15 protein-coding genes are annotated in these 17,286 nt (G+C 61.4%); 9 read left to right on the forward strand and 6 right to left on the reverse strand.

All coding sequences use genetic code 11. The features are described from left to right. Positions 1–79: 79 nt before the first annotated feature. Positions 80–1,573, reverse strand: a complete 1,494-nt coding sequence (gene glpK, locus WDB86_RS02005; RefSeq protein WP_339107485.1) for a glycerol kinase GlpK — start codon at positions 1,571–1,573, stop codon at positions 80–82. 61 nt (positions 1,574–1,634) lie between these two features. Next, a complete protein-coding gene (locus WDB86_RS02010; RefSeq protein WP_339107484.1) occupies positions 1,635–2,354 on the reverse strand; it encodes an MIP/aquaporin family protein in 720 nt (239 codons plus the stop codon). A gap of 524 nt (positions 2,355–2,878) precedes the next feature. Here WDB86_RS02010 and WDB86_RS02015 point away from each other — a divergent pair. Beyond that, on the forward strand, positions 2,879–4,492 hold the full coding sequence (locus WDB86_RS02015) for an FAD-dependent oxidoreductase (RefSeq protein WP_406736453.1): 1,614 nt from the start codon (positions 2,879–2,881) through the stop codon (positions 4,490–4,492). A 178-nt stretch (positions 4,493–4,670) separates the two neighbouring features. Then, complete coding sequence (locus tag WDB86_RS02020) at positions 4,671–5,438, forward strand: DeoR/GlpR family DNA-binding transcription regulator (RefSeq protein WP_406736454.1); 768 nt, start codon at positions 4,671–4,673, stop codon at positions 5,436–5,438. A 17-nt stretch (positions 5,439–5,455) separates the two neighbouring features. Here WDB86_RS02020 and WDB86_RS02025 read toward each other — a convergent pair whose 3' ends face one another. Then, positions 5,456–6,901 carry an NCS1 family nucleobase:cation symporter-1 gene (locus WDB86_RS02025; protein WP_406736455.1) on the reverse strand — a complete coding sequence of 482 codons (1,446 nt, stop codon included), beginning with the start codon at positions 6,899–6,901 and terminating at the stop codon, positions 5,456–5,458. Between the two features lie 288 nt (positions 6,902–7,189). Between WDB86_RS02025 and WDB86_RS02030 the strand changes: the two genes are divergently transcribed. Together WDB86_RS02030 and WDB86_RS02035 are read left to right on the forward strand one after the other, a co-directional pair. Then, complete coding sequence (locus tag WDB86_RS02030) at positions 7,190–7,471, forward strand: FeoA family protein (RefSeq protein WP_339107480.1); 282 nt, start codon at positions 7,190–7,192, stop codon at positions 7,469–7,471. A 21-nt stretch (positions 7,472–7,492) separates the two neighbouring features. After that, positions 7,493–9,370, forward strand: coding sequence for a ferrous iron transporter B (locus tag WDB86_RS02035; protein WP_406736456.1), 1,878 nt, complete (start codon positions 7,493–7,495; stop codon positions 9,368–9,370). Positions 9,371–9,381: 11 nt separating this feature from the next. On the opposite strand, the gene WDB86_RS02040 is transcribed toward WDB86_RS02035, so the two are convergent. Beyond that, positions 9,382–10,143, reverse strand: a complete 762-nt coding sequence (locus WDB86_RS02040) for a Crp/Fnr family transcriptional regulator (RefSeq protein WP_406736457.1) — start codon at positions 10,141–10,143, stop codon at positions 9,382–9,384. A 248-nt stretch (positions 10,144–10,391) separates the two neighbouring features. Here WDB86_RS02040 and WDB86_RS02045 point away from each other — a divergent pair, with 248 nt between their 5' ends. Beyond that, positions 10,392–10,973 (forward strand): YceI family protein, encoded by a 582-nt coding sequence (locus tag WDB86_RS02045; protein ID WP_339107477.1) that lies wholly within the window; start codon positions 10,392–10,394, stop codon positions 10,971–10,973. Positions 10,974–11,078: 105 nt separating this feature from the next. On the opposite strand, the gene WDB86_RS02050 is transcribed toward WDB86_RS02045, so the two are convergent. Both WDB86_RS02050 and WDB86_RS02055 read right to left on the reverse strand, forming a co-directional pair. After that, a complete protein-coding gene (locus tag WDB86_RS02050; RefSeq protein WP_339107476.1) occupies positions 11,079–11,699 on the reverse strand; it encodes a DNA-3-methyladenine glycosylase I in 621 nt (206 codons plus the stop codon). Between the two features lie 129 nt (positions 11,700–11,828). Then, on the reverse strand, positions 11,829–13,040 hold the full coding sequence (locus WDB86_RS02055; RefSeq protein WP_406736458.1) for a cytochrome b/b6 domain-containing protein: 1,212 nt from the start codon (positions 13,038–13,040) through the stop codon (positions 11,829–11,831). A 287-nt stretch (positions 13,041–13,327) separates the two neighbouring features. On the opposite strand from WDB86_RS02055, the gene fabD reads away from it, so the two are divergent. The 4 genes from fabD to WDB86_RS02075 all read left to right on the forward strand — a co-directional run bounded on the left by fabD (position 13,328) and on the right by WDB86_RS02075 (position 17,274). Further along, entirely contained in the window at positions 13,328–14,260 is a 933-nt protein-coding gene (gene fabD / locus WDB86_RS02060; protein ID WP_406736459.1) for an ACP S-malonyltransferase, read from the forward strand. A gap of 129 nt (positions 14,261–14,389) precedes the next feature. Continuing rightward, a complete protein-coding gene (gene fabG, locus WDB86_RS02065; RefSeq protein WP_406736460.1) occupies positions 14,390–15,127 on the forward strand; it encodes a 3-oxoacyl-ACP reductase FabG in 738 nt (245 codons plus the stop codon). Between the two features lie 229 nt (positions 15,128–15,356). Continuing rightward, entirely contained in the window at positions 15,357–15,590 is a 234-nt protein-coding gene (locus WDB86_RS02070; RefSeq protein WP_135505123.1) for an acyl carrier protein, read from the forward strand. A 265-nt stretch (positions 15,591–15,855) separates the two neighbouring features. Further along, positions 15,856–17,274, forward strand: a complete 1,419-nt coding sequence (locus WDB86_RS02075; protein WP_406736461.1) for a GGDEF domain-containing protein — start codon at positions 15,856–15,858, stop codon at positions 17,272–17,274. The last annotated feature ends 12 nt before the right edge of the window (positions 17,275–17,286 follow it).

Raw genomic sequence — 17,286 nt, forward strand, 5'->3', positions numbered from 1 at the left:
GCGCCCGAAAAGGGGCACACAGGAAGGCGCACAGAGGCGCGTGTAAAAAAGGCCGCCCCGAAAGGCGGCCTTGATGGGGTTATTTGAAGGCCATCGTGGCCTTCACCGCCTTCTGCCAGCCCGCGTAAAGTTTGGCCGATTGTTCGGGGGGCATCTTCGGTTCGAACACGCGGTCCACGGCGGCCATTTCCACCAGTTCCTCTTTCGAGGACCAGAAGCCCACGGCCAGCCCTGCCAGATAGGCCGCCCCAAGGGCTGTGGTCTCGATCACGGTGGGGCGCTCGACCTCCTTGCCCAGGATATCCGACTGGATCTGCAATAGAAGATCATTGGCCACCGCGCCACCATCCACGCGCAGCTTGGCAAGCTCGATGCCGCTATCGGCCTCCATCGCCGACAGCACGTCCTTGGTCTGGTAGCACAGCGATTCCAGCGTCGCGCGGATGAAATGCTCTTTCGAGGTGCCACGGGTCAGCCCGAACACCGCGCCGCGCACTTCCGAATCCCAGTACGGCGCGCCAAGGCCCACAAAGGCGGGCACGACATAGACCCCGTCGCTATCTTCGACGCGGGCGGCATAGGTCTCGGATTCCTTGGCATTGCGGAACATGCGCAGCCCGTCGCGTAGCCACTGGATGGCGGAGCCCGCCACAAATATCGACCCTTCAAGCGCGTATTCGACGCGGCCGTCGACGCCCCAGGCGATGGTGGTCAACAGGCCGTTCTCGGATTTCACCGGACGCTCGCCCGTGGTCATCAGCATGAAGCAGCCGGTGCCATAGGTGTTCTTTGCCATGCCTTTTTCAAAGCAGAGCTGGCCGAATTGCGCCGCCTGCTGGTCGCCTGCCATGCCCGCGATCGGTAGCTGGATGCCCTGGAACGCGTCGCGATGGGTGGTGCCATACACCTCGGAGGAGGGGCGCACCTCGGGCAGCATCGAGGCCGGAATGGTCAGATGCTCCAGCAGCTCCTCATCCCATTTCAGCTCGAAGATATTATACATCAGCGTGCGCGAGGCGTTGGTGTAATCGGTGACATGGACCTCGCCGCCGGTCAGTTTCCAGACGAGCCATGTGTCGATGGTGCCAAACAGCAGATCGCCGGCCTCGGCCTTTTCACGCGCCCCTTCGACATTATCGAGGATCCATTTGACCTTGGTCCCCGAGAAATAGGCATCGATCAGCAGGCCGGTCTTGTCGCGGAAAGTGTCATCCAGCCCCTTGGCCTTCAGGTCCTTGCAGACATCAAGTGTCTGGCGTGACTGCCAGACAATGGCATTATAGACGGGGCGGCCCGTTTTCTTGTCCCAGACCACGGCGGTTTCGCGCTGGTTGGTGATCCCGATCGAGGCGATCTCGTCCGAGGTCACCTCGGCGTTTGACAAGAGCTCTGCCACAACGGATTGCACCGAGGACCAGATCTCCATCGCATTATGCTCGACCCAGCCGGGCTTGGGGAAAATCTGCGCGAATTCCTTCTGGGTGGTGTGGATGATCTGGCCAGCCTTGTCGAACAGGATGGCGCGCGAGCTGGTCGTGCCCTGATCAATGGCAAGAACGTATTTCTTGGTCATGTCCTTTTCCTTCCCTTGAGAGGATGCGCCTTCTTGGGCCCCATCCCCGATCCTCATGAATTTAGCCAGCCACCGGAGAGACAAGCGCCATATACAGATAGACCCCCGCGATGGCACCACAGATCGGTGCGACAACCGGAAGCCATGCATAGCCCCAGTCGCTGTCGCGCTTGCCCTTGATCGGCATCAGGGCATGGGCGATGCGGGGGCCCAGGTCGCGGGCGGGGTTGATGGCATAGCCGGTGGGGCCGCCCAGCGACAGGCCGATGGCCAGAATGAAGAAGCCCACGATCAACGGGTTCAGCCCTTCGGCAAAGCTGTTGGCACCGATGCAGCTCAGCCCGAAAGACAGCACCGCCGTGCCCAGAAATTCGGACAGGAAGTTCGCGGGCGTGTTGCGGATGGCGGGCTGAGTGCAGAAAACGGCCAGTTTCAGATCGGCATCCTCGGTCTCGGCCCAATGTGGCAGATACATCAGATAGGTCAGCACGCCGCCCAGAATGCCGCCTGCCATCTGGCCCGCGATATAGACGGGCACCAAGCTCCAGCTCAGCTGGCCGGTCAGGGCAAAGGCGATGGTCAATGCGGGGTTAAGATGCGCGCCGGAATATTTTCCCGCCACATAGACACCGAAGGTGACCGCCATCCCCCAGCCAAGAGCGATCACGATCCAGCCGCCGTTGAACCCCTTGGATTTTGCAAGCAATACGTTGGCCACGACGCCGCAGCCGAAAAGTGTCAGGACGGCAGTCCCGACAAGTTCACTCAGAAAGAAGTTCATACTTCCTCCCCCCTAATAAGCCCTCGAAAACTGTCGCTGTGACCCGGATCGGAAAGGCCGTTCCTCGCGGCTTTCCGGTCTCCTCCATAGTGACCGGGTCACGGGTAATTTCGATTCTCCATCCGAGCAAGGGCAAAATGTTCGGAATCGAAAATTATGAACTCAAACTTGGCCCATTCGAACATCTGGTCAATATCTCTTTGAATGTTAGCGGATGACAGTTCCGTGAGCGGAGATGCGGAAAGACCATTCGTGGATAAATTGCGAATATTCGATATGTTTTGGCGATTCTCTCTGAGGACTGGGCAGGGGGTTTGCCCTGCATTGGCGATGATACCGGCAAGCCGATCCGGATCTTGACGGGTCCAAAGGCGGATTTGCGCCCGTTTCAGCGGAAAATCAGGAGCATTGAGGTGCCATTTCCTGTCATGACGCTTTCACTTGAAAAAAAACGAACATCAATTTATCTGGAAAGGACAGCGGACGTTCCGCGACCTGTTTCCTATCCGGCACGAGGCTATCCGATGCGCGCTGAGACACTTGCCAAGCTGCAAAGCAATGAACTCTTCGATCTTCTGATCATTGGCGGCGGGGCAACCGGCTGCGGGATTGCGGTCGATGCGGCCACGCGAGGGCTGAAGGTGGCGCTTGTCGAGCGTTACGATTTCGCGGAAGGCACGTCCAGCCGGTCGACCAAACTGGTGCATGGCGGCGTGCGCTACCTTGAGGCGGCGGTCAAAAAGCTCGACCGCGGGCAATATGATCTGGTGCGCCATGCGTTGCACGAACGCGGGGCACTGTTGCGCAATGCGCCGCATCTGTCGCGCCCGCTGCCGCTGATCACGCCGGTCTATAGCTGGCTGCAGGTGCCCTATCTTTACGCCGGACTGAAGCTCTATGATATTCTGTCGGGCAAGATGAATATCGGCCATTCCAAGATCATCAGCGCGAAAAAGGCCAAGGCGCGGTTTCCGATGCTGCGCTCCAAGGGGCTGAAGGCCGTTGTGCAATATTACGACGGGCAATTTGTGGATTGCCGGATGTGCGTGACGCTGGCCATGACGGCACAGCGGGCAGGGGCGGTGATGGCCAACCATATCGCGGTGACCAGCCTCACCCATGAGGCGGGCAAGATCACCGGCGCCAATGTCGAGGATGCGCTGACCGGCGCGGCCTTCGCGATCCGCGCCAAGAAGGTGGTCAATGCGACCGGCCCCTTTGCCGATACCATCCGCCGGATGGACCATGCCGATGCCAAGCCGATCCTGAAGGGCAGCTCGGGGATCCATATCCTGCTGGACAGCTCTTTCGTGCCGCCCGATGAGGGGCTGCTGATCCCGCAGACCGATGACGGGCGGGTGGTCTTTATTCTGCCGTGGCAGGGGCAGGCGCTGGTGGGCACCACCGACACCTCCTGCGAGGTGGTCGATCATCCCACCGTGTCCGAGGAAGATATCGCCTATCTGCTGGATTATGTGAAACGCTATTTCGACATCAATGTAACGCGCGCGGATGTGAAATCGGCATGGTCGGGCATCCGGCCTCTGGTCTTCAATCCCGAGGCCAAGGACACCGCAGAGCTGGCGCGTGACCATGTGATCATCGAGGATGGCTCGGGGCTGATCACCATTTCGGGCGGCAAATGGACCACCTACCGGCATATGGCGGAAGAGGCGGTCGATAAGGTCGTCTCGGGCGGCGCATTTGCGGGGCTGAAGCCCTGTCTGACCCATGACATGAAGCTTCTGGGGGCCGAAAACTACGTGCCCGAGGGGGCGCAGGCTCTGGCCCGCGAGTTTGGCCTGCCGCCGGATGTGGCCCGTCACCTGCATCATTCCTATGGTGACCGTGCGCCCGTGGTGGCGGGGATTGCGCGCGACGAGGGCTGCGCGACCCGTCTGGCCGAGGCGCATCCCTATATCGAGGCAGAGGTGCTTTATGCGATGCGCCACGAGGCTGCGCTGCGGGTGGCCGATGTGCTATGCCGCCGCATGACGCTGACCCATGTCGACAGCCGTGCCGCCGATGCCGCGATTGCCCGTGTGGCGGATCTGATGGCGCGCGAGGCCGGATGGGATGCTCCGCGTCTTGCGGCAGAGATCGCGCTGGCCGAACAGCGCACGCAGATCGCCCTGTAACCCGAACCCTTTCCGTGTCCGGCCTTGAGCGGGGGGCGGAAAGGTGGGCGCGCGGGGCCGGACGAAATGGGCCCGTCCGGCCTCGCGGCGCACGCCCTTTCGGGGCCTAAGCACTTGACAGATTTGGCTCTGCTTCGCCAAGTAGGGCCTGCCGGTGCTTCATGAGATCAAGGTCGCGATGTCCACGCTTACCCAACGCCAGAACCAGATTACCGAAATCGCCCGTTCCGAAGGGTTCGTAGGCATCGAGGATATTGCCGTGCGTCTTGACGTGACGCCGCAGACGATCCGGCGCGACATCAAGCTGCTTTGCGATATGGGGATCTTGCACCGCTATCATGGCGGGGCGAGCCTGATGACCAATACCCGCAACCGCGACCATGCCCGCCGCCGCGAGGACATGGCGCATGAGAAGGCCCGCATCGGCGAGATGGTGGCCGCGCATATTCCCGATGGGGCCTCGCTTTTCCTGAATATCGGCACCACGACCGAGGCCATCGCGCAGGCCCTCCTTGGCAAAAAGGATCTGCATGTGGTGACCAATAATATCAATGTGGTCACGCTGCTTTCCAGCCGCGAGGATTTCGATATCACCATCGCGGGCGGTCAGGTGCGCAAGCGCGATCTGGCAGTGGTGGGCGAGGCGACGATCGGGTTTATCAACCAGTTCAAGGTGGATTTCGGGATCATCGGGATTTCGGGGATCGACGAGGATGGCACGCTTCTGGATTTCGACTACCGCGAGGTGCAGGTGGCGCAGGCAATCATTGCCAATTCGCGCACGACCTTCCTTGCGACCGATCACACGAAATTCGGGCGTCGCGCGATGGTCAAGCTGGGCCATCTGAGCGATCTCGACGGTCTGTTTATCGATGCGCTGCCCGCCGCACCCTATGCCGAGATGCTGGAGGCCTCGAAGGTCTCGGTGCATGTGGCCAAGCCCTGAGGCTTGGCCTGTCGGGCTTACAGCACAATCCGCGAGGGGGCGAGAATGCGGTAGAGGAAGCCGCCCAGAAGCGCGCCGAAGATCCATGCATAGCCGGATAGCACGGCCAGCACCGGCACCCAGACCGTGGCCACCGAGAAGACCGCAGCAATGACGAAGGCAATCAGCGCCGCATCGTTCCAGCCGTTTTTATACTGGTAGCGCCCGCCCTTGGCGCGGTAGAGGTCGGCCTTGTCCAACCGCCCCCTGCGCAGCAGGAAGTAATCCGCGATCATGATGCCATAAAGCGGGGCCAGTGTCGCGCCCAAGGTGTTGACAAAGCCCGAGATGCCGACATCGGCGATGAAACTCACCCATAGCCCGCCGATCACCAGCGCAAAGCCCGAGGTGATCGCCCCTGCCATGCGAAAGCTGATATGGCGCGGTGCGAGATTGGCGATGCCATTGACCGCAGGGATGAAATTCGCCACCAGATTGATGCCCACCGTCGCGGCGAAGAAGGTGATTGCGGCGATGATGCCAAGGATCACGCTATCGGTGCGCGCGACGATCTCGGTCGGGTTGGTGAGCGCCTCGCCATAGACCACGGCAGCCCCTGCGGTGGTCAGCAGCGTCAGCGCGGAAAACAGCACCATATTCAGCGGCAGCCCCGCCAGATTGCCCAGCATCATGGCGCGTGTCGATTTCGCATAGCGCGAGAAATCGGAGAAGTTGATCAGCACGGCGGCGAAATAGGACACCATCGTGCCGACAATCGCGACAAAGCCCGAGGTTTCGGTCCAGAACGTGCCTTCGGGATTGGCGAAGATGGTCTGCGCCTGTGTCCAGAGCTGCCCGTCGGATTTGATCCAGAGCACGATCAGCAGGCCGATCATCACCGCATAGACAAACGGGCCCGCGACATTAAGAAAGGTCTCTACCCAGTTCATTCCACGCCAGAAAATGACGATATGGAAGGCCCAGACAAGGAGGAAGCTGATCCAGTCGATCGTGCCCAGACCAAGAAAGGTGCCGCCCGCGCCTAGACCCGTGACAGAGCGGATCAGCAGCGCCAGTGCCGTCGAGGCGAAATAGACCTGCACCCCGTACCAGAACACCGCCACGATGGCGCGCAGGATGGCGGGAAGTTTTGCGCCCTGAAGTCCTTGGCTTGCGCGCGCCAGTACCGGATAGGGAATGCCGTAACGCTGGCCTGCCACGCCGGACAAGGTCACCAGCCCCATTACCAGAAGCCCCGCCACGATCAGCGCCGCAAAGGCCGTCCACCCGCTGACCCCGTAGGAGATGAACAGCGAGGCCACCAGTGAATATCCGAAAAGCGACTGGATATCATTGGCCCAGATGTTGAAGATGGCAAACCACCCCCAGGTCTGTTCGTAGGGGGCGGTCGGGGCCAACGGGTCGCTGTCATGCGGCGAGGAGGGCAGATGGACCCTTTCGGGGTCGAAGCTTGCATCGGTCATGGGGCGTCTCTTTATGGTTGTCTTATGGAGCATCCTTGATGGGCCCAGCCTAGGCGCGGCGCGGGGACAGGGGCATCTGGCCTGCGGAAAATCGCAAGCAGGCTTCGGGAATTGCGCGGTGGATGCCTGCTTTTCGGGCGTCTGGGCGCGGAAACGGGCGGTCTGTGGCGGGGAGGGACCGTGCAATCCTGATCTTTTCACTCACTTTCCGGCGATTTGATCTGGCGCATGGTTGCGAAATGTATCCGAGTCATTCTATCAGGATGTGACCTGTATAGGATTCGCCTGATGGAACTTGGACAGATTGACGCAATCGAGCGCACGGTGGCTCTGGGGCTGACCCGCAAGGGCTATCGCGGGCGGGTGGCCTGTATCCTGCCGATCCCGGGCAATGGCCGCCTTGCGCCCGAAGAGATGGAGCGTCGTCTGATCGAGATGGGCTTCATCGAGGGCGTGGAGATCTCTGTCATCCATGAAGGCCCGTTCGGACGCGACCCGATTGCGGTGCGCGTGGGCGAGGCGACGGTTGCGCTGCGCCGTCGAGATGCTATGGCAATCCTGACGGAGTAAGTTTCCCGACGGAGTGCATATATGCTCGAGCCTCAAGCCAGAGCGGATAGCCCCTTGCGGGTGGCCCTGATCGGGGCCCCGAATTGTGGCAAGACCTCATTATTCAATGCCCTGACCGGCGCCAACCAGCGGGTTGGTAACTATTCCGGCGTCACGGTTGAACGCAAGATCGGGCAGGCCGTGACACCTGCGGGTGTGCCGTTGACGGTGGTCGACCTTCCTGGAACCTATTCCTTGCGCGCGCGCAGTCCCGACGAGGTTGTGACGCGCGATGTCATTCTGGGGCGGCGCAAGGATGTGGGGCAGATCGACCTGCTGATGGTGGTGGCCGATGCCACCCATCTGCGCCCCGGCCTGCGTCTGGCGCAGGAATTGCGCGCCTGCGGTATTCCGATTCTCGTGGTGCTGAACATGATCGATATCGCCCGCCACCGCGGGATCGAGATCGATCTCGAGGTGCTGGAGCGTTCGCTTGGTCTGCCGGTTGCCGCCTCGACCGCGGTGCGCCGCGGGGGAATGGACGCGCTTTGGGGACGGCTTGACGGGCTGATCGGGCAGGGGCTGCCCGCGCGCGGCGCGATGACATGGGAGGCCCCGAGCGCCGCCCAGTTGCGCGCGGCGCTGCGGCAGGCCGACCAGTTGATTGCCCATGCCGTGCACAAGCCCGTAGCCCCCCGCAGCCTGACCGAGAAGGTTGATGCCGTCGTGCTCAACCCGTTTGCGGGGCCGATGATCCTGCTGGTGCTGATGTTTGCGATGTTTCAGGCGGTCTTTGCCGGTGCCGCGCCGCTGATGGAGGCGATCGGCGCGATGATCGACTGGCTTTCGGGCGCGGTCTCGGCGCTGTTGCCGGAGGGCCTGTTGCGCGGGCTGATCGTGGATGGCGCGATTGCCGGTGTGGGCTCTGTGGTGGTGTTCCTGCCGCAGATCGTGATCCTTTTCGGCTTTATCCTGATCCTCGAAGATCTGGGCTATATGGCGCGGGCAGCCTTCCTGATGGACCGTATCATGGGGCATGCGGGGCTGCACGGGCGGGCGTTCATTCCGCTTCTGTCCAGCTTTGCCTGCGCGGTGCCGGGCATCATGTCGGCCCGCGTGATCGATGATCGCCGTGACCGCCTGACAACCATCCTGATTGCGCCTTTGATGACCTGTTCGGCGCGTATTCCCGTCTACACCCTGCTGATCGGGGCCTTCGTGCCCGCCCGCAGCATCGGGCCGGGGATCGGGTTGCAGGGGCTGGTGATGTTCGGCCTCTTTGCCGTCGGTGTGATCTCGGCGCTGCTGGTGGCCTTTGTCAGCCGGATGCTGTTGCGCCGCAACGAGATTGCCGCGCCTTTGATGCTGGATCTGCCCGATTACAAGATCCCGCAGATGCGCGGTGTGCTGCTGGGCCTGTGGCAACGGGCGCGGGCCTTCCTGCGCCGCGCGGGCACGATCATCTTTTACGCTTCGGTGGTCGTCTGGGTGCTGTCGACCTTTCCGTTCCCGCCCGAAGGGGCAACGGAACCCGCCATCAATTACAGCTTTGCGGCCATGATCGGCCATCTGCTGGAACCGATCCTGTCGCCGATCGGCTTCAGTTGGCAGATCTGTGTGGCTCTGGTGCCCGGTATGGCCGCCCGCGAGGTGGCGGTGGCGGGGCTCTCGACCGTTTATGCCGTCTCGGGCGGGGAAACGGCGCTCGGGGCCGAGCTTGCGGCGAATTGGTCGTTGGCCACGGGAGTGTCGCTTCTGGTGTGGTATATCTTTGCGCCGCAATGCCTGTCGACGCTGGCGGTGATCCGGCGTGAAACGGGGCAGGCGCGCTGGATGTGGGTCTCGGTCGTCTATATGTTCGGGCTGGCCTATATCTGCAGCTTCATCGCCTATCACGTGATGCGGGCGCTCGGAGGCTAGCAGATCGGCGGCTAGAAGATCGGGCCGCCATCCTCGTCATTGCCGGTGGCTTCCATGAGCGCGCGCATGTTCCAGATGGTGATCAACCGTGCGCTATTGGTGCTGAGAATGCCCGCCGCGCGCAGCCGTGCGAAATTCCGGCTGACGGTTTCGGGGGTCAGCCCCAGATAATCCGCGATCTCGTGGCGTGCGAGCGGCAGCGACAGTTCCACCCCCACGGGCGAACGCTGGCGGCGATGGCTATAGCGTTCGGCCACGGTGTAGATCATGCTGGCCAGCCGTTCGAGCGCGGTCTTGCGCCCCAGCACGAACATCCAGTCCCGCGCCTCCTGCAGGTCATGCAGCTTGCGCTCCAGCAGGCGGTGGGACAGGGCCTTTTCGGTCTCCAGCCGGTGTTGCAAGCTGGCTTCGGACAGGCAGCACAGCTCCAGCGGGGTGGTTGCGGTGATGGTATATTTCGAGGCAAGCGCAGGGCGGGAATTGAAAATATCCGACGGGTAGAGAACCCCCACGATCTGTGAGCGCCCGTCGGACAGGCTGCGGGTCAGGCTGGCCGTGCCCGCGCGGATCGTTGCGGCATAGGGGAAATGATAGCCCGCCATCACCACTGCCTGACCGGGGGTGAAGCGCATATGTTTGAAGCCCGTGGCCGGTTCCGTCCCGGCGCTGTCGCTGAGGGGGTCTGTCCGCCACAGGCAGTGACGTTCTTCGGGGCAGGTGATGCAGTCATCGGCGGTATTGCGCGCAATTTTCTGGTAAATCTGTCCGTCCATGCGACCCTCATAAAAAATTCAAATCCAAACACCATGCGCAACAAAATACCCGAAAACGCGTTCAAGGTTGCGCAACATTATTAACCAAAGGTTAAATTAAGCTATGACAGTAAAAAAGAGATGAATTCAGTTTTAAGCATGCTTGTGTTTTTTTCCGCACATAATTTGTTTGCTTCTGTTGAATTGTGCAAGGCCACCTTTGGGCTATCCTTCTATACAACGTACTCATCCAAGCTTTGGAGATCCCAATGAAATCGCTCGTTCTTGCCGCCGGTCTGATGGCCTCTTTCGCGTCGATGGCCCATGCCGAGGCAGAAACCTATACGCTTGATCCCAGCCACAGCCAGATCGTCTTCGATTACAACCACCTTGGTTTCTCGACCACGACCAGCATGTTCTCGGGCTTTGAAGGCACGATCGAGTTTGACGCGCAGGATCCGGCAAAATCCTCGGTCAGCGTCGAATTTCCGGCGGAAAGCCTGATCACCGGCTGGGATGCGCGCACGAAGCATTTCATGACCGATGATTTCTTCGGCGCGGCCGAAAACCCCGAAATCACGTTCAAATCGACCTCGATCGAGGTAACGGGGGAGAAAACCGGCAAGATCACCGGCGATCTGACAGTCAACGGCGTGACCAAGCCGATCACCATCGACGCGACCATGACCCAGATGGGCGAGCATCCGATGCAGAAAAAGCCGTGGGTCGGTTTCGACGGAACCACCACGATCAAGCGTTCGGATTTCGATATGGGAATGTATGCGCCCTACGTGTCGGATGATGTCAATGTGCGGATTTCGATCGAAGCGATGAAGGGCACAGCGGAATAACCCCGATATCCCCTGGCCCATGCTGTATATGGGCCACCACTCAGAATGCCCGTCGCAATTTCGCGGCGGGCATTTCGCGTTTTGCGCGCGAGGCTGCAAGGCGGCTCAGGCCTTGCAGGGCCGGCAGAAGGTGGCGCGAGCCTGTGCGACGCGCGCGCGGGTGATGCAGCCCTGCGCGTGGTCGTTGATCAATCCCATCGCCTGCATGAAGGCATAGACCGTTGTCGGCCCTACAAATTTCCAGCCGCGTTTGCGCAGATCCTTTGACAGCCGCTCCGAAACGGGGGAGGTGGCCGCCGTCATCAGCGGCATCAGTTCCTGCGGTTGCGGTTCGTAGGACCAGAAATAGGCCCCCAAAGATCCGAATTCGGCCTGCAGTTCCAAGGCACGGCGGGCATTGTTGATGGTGGCCTCGATCTTGCCGCGATGGCGGATAATGCCTGCATCCTGCACAAGCCGTTCGACATCCTGCGCGCCGAACCGCGCGACCTGTTCGATCTCGAAGCCCGCGAAGGCGGCGCGGAAATTCTCGCGCTTGGCCAGAATGGTGCGCCAGCTCAGGCCGCTTTGAAACCCTTCGAGGCAGATCTTTTCGAACAGCCTGATATCGCAGCCCACGGGGAAGCCCCATTCGTCATCGTGATACCGGCGGTAGAATTCTGGCGCATCGGGCAGGCACCAGCCGCAGCGGCACTGCCCGTCCGGACCGGTTTCCAGCATGTTCATGATTTACCCTCTTCTGTTTGTCCCTATATCCTCGGGCAGAGGGCGCTGTGCAAGAGAAAAGGGGGCCGAAGCCCCCCTTTGTGTTTGTGTGATACTGTGGTGATGCTGTGCGTGGTCCTGTGCGCGGCCTCAGGATTTGCGCGCCTGCAGATCGACAGAGACCGTGATCGGAAAGCCCACCGTGCCCTCGTCGGGATAGGCGGCCCCCATCTTCCAGTCGCGGCGGTCTATCGTGACCTGCGCGGTCATATGCGCGGTGTCGCCCTGCAGATCGAGCGTGAAAGGCAGGGTCAGCGGGGCGGTGGTGCCGATCAGCGTCAGGCTGCCCGTGGCGATATGGTCGGGGCCTGTGCCCTTGCGGGTGATGTCGCCCTCGAATGTCGCGGTGGCGAAGTGCGAGACATTGAAGAATTCCGAACCTTTCGCCTGATCGGTGACCGATCCCAGATCAAGACTGGTGGTGTCGATCTGCACCGTGACATGGCCCGTGCCGCTGTCTTCGTCATAGTGGATATCGGCGGTCCAGTTGCCGAAATGGCCCTGCACCTTGGCCCCCATCTGCACGACATCAAAGCTCAGGCTGCCTTGCGTCACCGCCCAGTTTCCGGTTGCCGCATCAGGGGCTGCGGGGGCGGGGGTGGTAGCCCGTGCTTCATCTTGTGCGGTGCCGTGTGCGGGGAGACCGGCGCTGCCCAGAAGCGCGAAAAGCAGCACGGCGATCCAGATCGCCAATGCGGCCACAGCGGCGGCGCCCTGCGTCGCGGGCGGGGCCTCGCGCCCTGCCGCACGGCCTGTCGTCATCCGTGCCATTGTCGCATCGCGGTCGATCAGCACATGTTTGAGCGCGCCCAGAACATGCAGGGCCAAGGCGGTATAGAGCACCCAGATTGCGGTCTTATGCACATGTCCGGCCGTATGGGCGAGCGTGTCGGATTTGGGCACAAAGGGCAGATCCTGCCCGAAAGGCCACCAGATCGGGGCAAAGCCCTGTTCGGCGGCATGGGTGATCCAGCCCGAAAGCGGCATCACGAACATCGCGCCATAAAGCGCGAAATGCACCGCCTCTGCGGCCCATGTCTCGAGGCGACGTTCGGGATGGAGGGGCACGGGGCGGGTCTGGCCAAGCGTCCAGAGCACCCGTAGAACGGCCAGAAAGAATGTGGCCACGCCGATGGTCTTATGCGCGCTGTAGATCGTTTGCAGCAGGGCCGTGGTGTCGGCAGTGCGCGGCACGCTTTCGCCGTAAAGGCCCAGCCCGATCGCGCTCAGGATCAGCAGGGCGATGGCCCAGTGCAAGCCCCGCGCCATCACGCCATAGCTGAGAGGGGTATTGGTCAGCATCTGAAATCTCCGATGGGTGCTACCTGTCTGTCGGCCTTGATACGGGAAAATCGCGTAGGAACCATAGCCGTGATCGGGGTGAAGCCGCGCACAGGCCCTGTGCGGTGCCTCCGCGCATCCTTTGCGGGCCTGCTGTTTGTGGGGCCGTGGTCTGCGACCCGATCTTGTGGACCCGCGTTCCCGATCCGTGCGACGGGCGCGCCGGTTTGCGGGCTTTGCTTGCCTGACGGGCAAAGCCGCGCTAGAGGGGAGGCCAGCAAAGGATAGTCTGAAAAGGACAAGGACGCATGAGCAAAGCATTCGTATTTCCGGGTCAGGGCGCGCAGACCATCGGTATGGGGCGGGATCTGGCCGAGGCCTATCCCGAAGCCCGCGCCGTATTCGACGAGGTGGACGCGGCACTGGGCGAGAACCTTTCGGGTCTGATCTGGGAGGGCGATATCGAGACGCTGACCCTGACGGCCAACGCCCAACCCGCGCTGATGACCACCTCGATTGCTGCGTTGCGGGCCCTCGAAGCCGAGGGTTTTGCGGTGGGCGATGCGGCGTTCGTCGCGGGTCACAGTCTTGGGGAATATTCGGCGCTTTGTGCGGCGGGCAGCCTGTCTGTTGCGGATGCGGCCGTGCTGCTGCGCAAACGCGGCGCGGCGATGCAATCGGCGGTGCCGGTGGGCGAAGGGGCGATGGCCGCAGTGCTGGGGCTGGATCTGGCCACGGTGCAGGAGGTGGCTGCCGAGGCCGCACAGGGCGAGATCTGTCAGGCGGCCAATGACAATGACCCTTCGCAGGTGGTCGTGTCGGGGTCCAAGGCCGCCATCGAGCGCGCATGCGAGATTGCCAAGGCCAAGGGGGCCAAGCGCGCGCTTCTGCTGCCGGTCTCCGCACCGTTCCATTGCGCGCTGATGCAACCGGCTGCGGACGCTATGGCTGCGGCGCTGGCCTCGGTGACGATCAACGCCCCTGCGGTGCCGCTGGTGGCCAATGTGCGTGCGCAGGGGGTGAGCGATCCCGAGGTGATCCGTCAGTTGCTGGTCGAGCAGGTGACGGGGTCGGTCCGTTGGCGCGAGAGTGTCGAGTGGATGGCCGCACAGGGCGTTGACAGCTTCTGGGAGATCGGTGCGGGCAAGGCGCTTTCGGGCATGATCAAGCGCATCGTGAAAGGGCTGGAGACGCAGGCTGTCGGCACGCCTGCCGATATTGCCAAGCTGAAAGAGGCGTAAGGGGCGCTGCCCCTCTGGAGCCCCCTCGGGGGCTCCATTCACCCCGGGATATTTCGGGCAGCTGGAAAGCGGCGGGCCCGTTCACCAAACCGCATCGGGTTGCGGAAGAGATTGCAGGAAGGAAGAGACATGTTCGATCTGACGGGCAAGTCGGCGCTGGTCACCGGCGCATCGGGTGGGATTGGCGGCGAGATCGCGCGCGCGTTGCATCAGGCGGGGGCCAAGGTGGCCCTGTCGGGCACGCGTGAGGCGCCGCTGCGGGAGCTGGCGGAGGAGCTGGGCGAGAATGCCTTTGTCTGCCCCGCCAATCTGGGCGATGCGGACTCTGTGGAGGCGCTGCCGAAAGCGGCGGTCGAGGCGATGGGGAGCCTTGATATTCTGGTGAACAATGCCGGGATCACCCGGGATAACCTGTTCATGCGGATGTCGGATGACGAGTGGAATTCGGTTCTGGATGTGAACCTGACCTCGGCCATGCGTCTGATGCGCGCCTCCATGCGGGGCATGATGAAAGCGCGTTGGGGCCGGATCATCAATATCACCTCGATCGTGGGGGCGACCGGCAATCCGGGGCAGGTCAATTATGCGGCGGCAAAAGCCGGTATGGTCGGCATGTCGAAATCTTTGGCCTATGAGGTCGCCTCGCGCGGAATCACGGTCAACTGTGTGGCGCCCGGGTTCATCCAGACGGCGATGACCGACAAGCTGAATGACGAGCAGAAAGGCAAGATTCTGACGCAGATTCCGGCGGCGCGGATGGGCAAACCGGAAGAGATCGCTGCGGCGGTCCTGTATCTGGCCGCGCCGGAAGCCGGTTACGTTACGGGCGCTACGCTGCATGTGAATGGCGGCATGGCCATGATCTGAGTGCTTTGCCCCTTGTTTCATTGAGCGGGGGGCAAAGTTTCTACCGATTGCAGGCTGTTGCGTTTAACCGCTTGCCATAGGCTTTCACACTGGCTATTCAGCGTGCAGTCGGGTCGGTGGCAGCAATGTGATCGGCCACTTCGTTTCGTCGTGAGGCAGGCGGAGTGTTACAGCCGCTCTTATGAGCAATTCAGGATGGGCTGCGGCCCACGAAACTGGAGAAACAGTTATGAGCGATATCGCAGATCGCGTTAAGAAAATCGTCGTTGAGCACCTGGGTGTCGAAGAAGACAAGGTCACTGAGAATGCTTCCTTCATCGATGATCTGGGCGCAGACAGCCTTGACACCGTCGAGCTCGTGATGGCTTTCGAAGAAGAATTCGGCATCGAGATCCCCGATGACGCAGCCGAAACCATCCAAACCTTCGGCGACGCAGTCAAGTTCATCTCCGAAGCGTCCTGATCTCTTAGAGACCAAGAATTTTACGGCGTCCTTTGTAAGAAGGGCGCCGTTTTTTTTGGCGTTGCGTCTAAAATAGGCTTGAATGTCATCAAGGTGACTCCGCTGCGGGAAAAGCTTGCGAAAATGTGTTCTTTCCGTTTAGGTAAAGTGATCGGTTTGTCGCCGTTTCTGTTACCTATATATAATAAGCTGGTCCTCCGGAGAATTATATGATCTCGCATGGGCGAGACCGAGAGGATCGAATGTAATGTCGAGGTCATTGGTTATGACGGCTATCCGTTATGCGCATTGGGTAAGGCGGGGGGCGGCTTTCGTAGCGGCCTCGGTTTCTATCGCCATGCTTGTGATGGGCAGCGGGCTGGACGCGTTCCGTGGCCTCCCGCGGGGGGGATACGACTTTCTTCTGGCGCCACGGGCCCTGTTTTGCGTGATCGGTGCCTTTATGGCCGGTCTGGGCTTTCTGCCGCGCAATCCGCTGGGACGTATGCTGCAGATGATGGGCGGGGCGGCGGTCATTGCCACGGTGCTGACCGGTATCGTGCTGAATATCCGAGATATGAAATCCGGTTTCGAGACCATTGGCTGGGTGCCTTTGCAACTTTTCCTGAGCGGGGAGGTGCTGTTTGTGCTGCTGGCTCTGGCGCTGATGTTGCAGGCCATGCGCCATTATCTTTCGGGGCAGTTGCTGGTGCTGGTCGGGATCGCGTTCCTGCTGAGTGCGGTGTCGGGAAATCTGGACCGTTCGGAGGCCTTTCTCGGGCTGGCCGATCCGCAATATCTGCTGGCGGGGGTGGCCCTGACGCTTTCGGTGCTGCTCTATCAGCCGCATCGGGGCGCGCTGCGGATCTTTCTGGCCGGTCACCGTGCCAGCGGGGTGGCGCGTTTGCAGCTTTGTCTGGGGATCGCGGGGCCTGCGATTGTCGGGATTCTGACGGTGGGTGCGGTCAATGTGCCTGTGGTGCAGATCTATGGCGGGTTGATCGTGTCGAATATGATCGCCTTCAATATGGTGGTGATCGTTCTGAATGCGGTCTATTCCGAGCGCAGCGATATCAGCCGCCGCAAGCTCGAGCGCGCTCTGGCGCGGCAGGCGCTGCGTGACGGGCTGACGGGGCTGTTCAACCGCGTCATGCTGCGGCGCCGGTTCGACCGTGCGGTGCAGCGGGCGCAATCGGATCGCGAGTTTTTCTCGCTGCTGATCTTCGATCTGGATTACTTCAAGAAGATCAACGATATGGGCGGCCATGAGATTGGCGATCAGGCGCTTGTGCGGGTGGCGCATGTGATTTCCGACTGTCTGGAGCGTGAGGATACCGCTGCGCGACTGGGGGGCGAGGAATTTGCCGTCATCTTGCGCAATAGCGATATGCACCGTGCCGAGCTGCGGGCCGAGCAGTTCCGCCAAGCGATCGCCGCGCTACAGGTGCGCATGCGCAACGGGCGCTGGCAGTATCTGACCACCTCGATCGGGATCGCGCAATGGATGGAGGGGGAAAGCTTCGATCAGAGCTATGCCCGCGCCGATGCCGCGCTTTACCATGCCAAAGCGCAGGGACGGAATCGGGTCTGTGTGGCGCCGATGGCTCCGGTGGCGGTGGGCGAGACCACGACCACCACCACAGCCGCCGTGGATCTGGATTTCACGATCCCGCCGCTGCATCTGGTTAAAGCGAGTTTTAAATAACCTTTGGGCAGC

The organism is Thioclava sp. GXIMD4215, assembly GCF_045291555.1.
Lineage (GTDB): Bacteria > Pseudomonadota > Alphaproteobacteria > Rhodobacterales > Rhodobacteraceae > Thioclava > Thioclava litoralis.

Bases quoted from the DNA above. Each gene is read 5' to 3' on its own strand.
- fabG (WP_406736460.1), top strand. From the start codon at position 14,390: ATGTTCGATCTGACGGGCAAGTCGGCGCTGGTCACCGGCGCATCGGGT.
- glpK (WP_339107485.1), bottom strand. From the start codon at position 1,573: ATGACCAAGAAATACGTTCTTGCCATTGATCAGGGCACGACCAGCTCG.
- WDB86_RS02040 (WP_406736457.1), bottom strand. From the start codon at position 10,143: ATGGACGGACAGATTTACCAGAAAATTGCGCGCAATACCGCCGATGAC.
- WDB86_RS02045 (WP_339107477.1), top strand. From the start codon at position 10,392: ATGAAATCGCTCGTTCTTGCCGCCGGTCTGATGGCCTCTTTCGCGTCG.
- WDB86_RS02070 (WP_135505123.1), top strand. From the start codon at position 15,357: ATGAGCGATATCGCAGATCGCGTTAAGAAAATCGTCGTTGAGCACCTG.
- fabD (WP_406736459.1), top strand. From the start codon at position 13,328: ATGAGCAAAGCATTCGTATTTCCGGGTCAGGGCGCGCAGACCATCGGT.
- WDB86_RS02025 (WP_406736455.1), bottom strand. From the start codon at position 6,901: ATGACCGATGCAAGCTTCGACCCCGAAAGGGTCCATCTGCCCTCCTCG.
- WDB86_RS02075 (WP_406736461.1), top strand. From the start codon at position 15,856: ATGACGGCTATCCGTTATGCGCATTGGGTAAGGCGGGGGGCGGCTTTC.
- WDB86_RS02020 (WP_406736454.1), top strand. From the start codon at position 4,671: ATGTCCACGCTTACCCAACGCCAGAACCAGATTACCGAAATCGCCCGT.
- WDB86_RS02030 (WP_339107480.1), top strand. From the start codon at position 7,190: ATGGAACTTGGACAGATTGACGCAATCGAGCGCACGGTGGCTCTGGGG.
- WDB86_RS02015 (WP_406736453.1), top strand. From the start codon at position 2,879: ATGCGCGCTGAGACACTTGCCAAGCTGCAAAGCAATGAACTCTTCGAT.
- WDB86_RS02035 (WP_406736456.1), top strand. From the start codon at position 7,493: ATGCTCGAGCCTCAAGCCAGAGCGGATAGCCCCTTGCGGGTGGCCCTG.
- WDB86_RS02050 (WP_339107476.1), bottom strand. From the start codon at position 11,699: ATGAACATGCTGGAAACCGGTCCGGACGGGCAGTGCCGCTGCGGCTGG.
- WDB86_RS02010 (WP_339107484.1), bottom strand. From the start codon at position 2,354: ATGAACTTCTTTCTGAGTGAACTTGTCGGGACTGCCGTCCTGACACTT.
- WDB86_RS02055 (WP_406736458.1), bottom strand. From the start codon at position 13,040: ATGCTGACCAATACCCCTCTCAGCTATGGCGTGATGGCGCGGGGCTTG.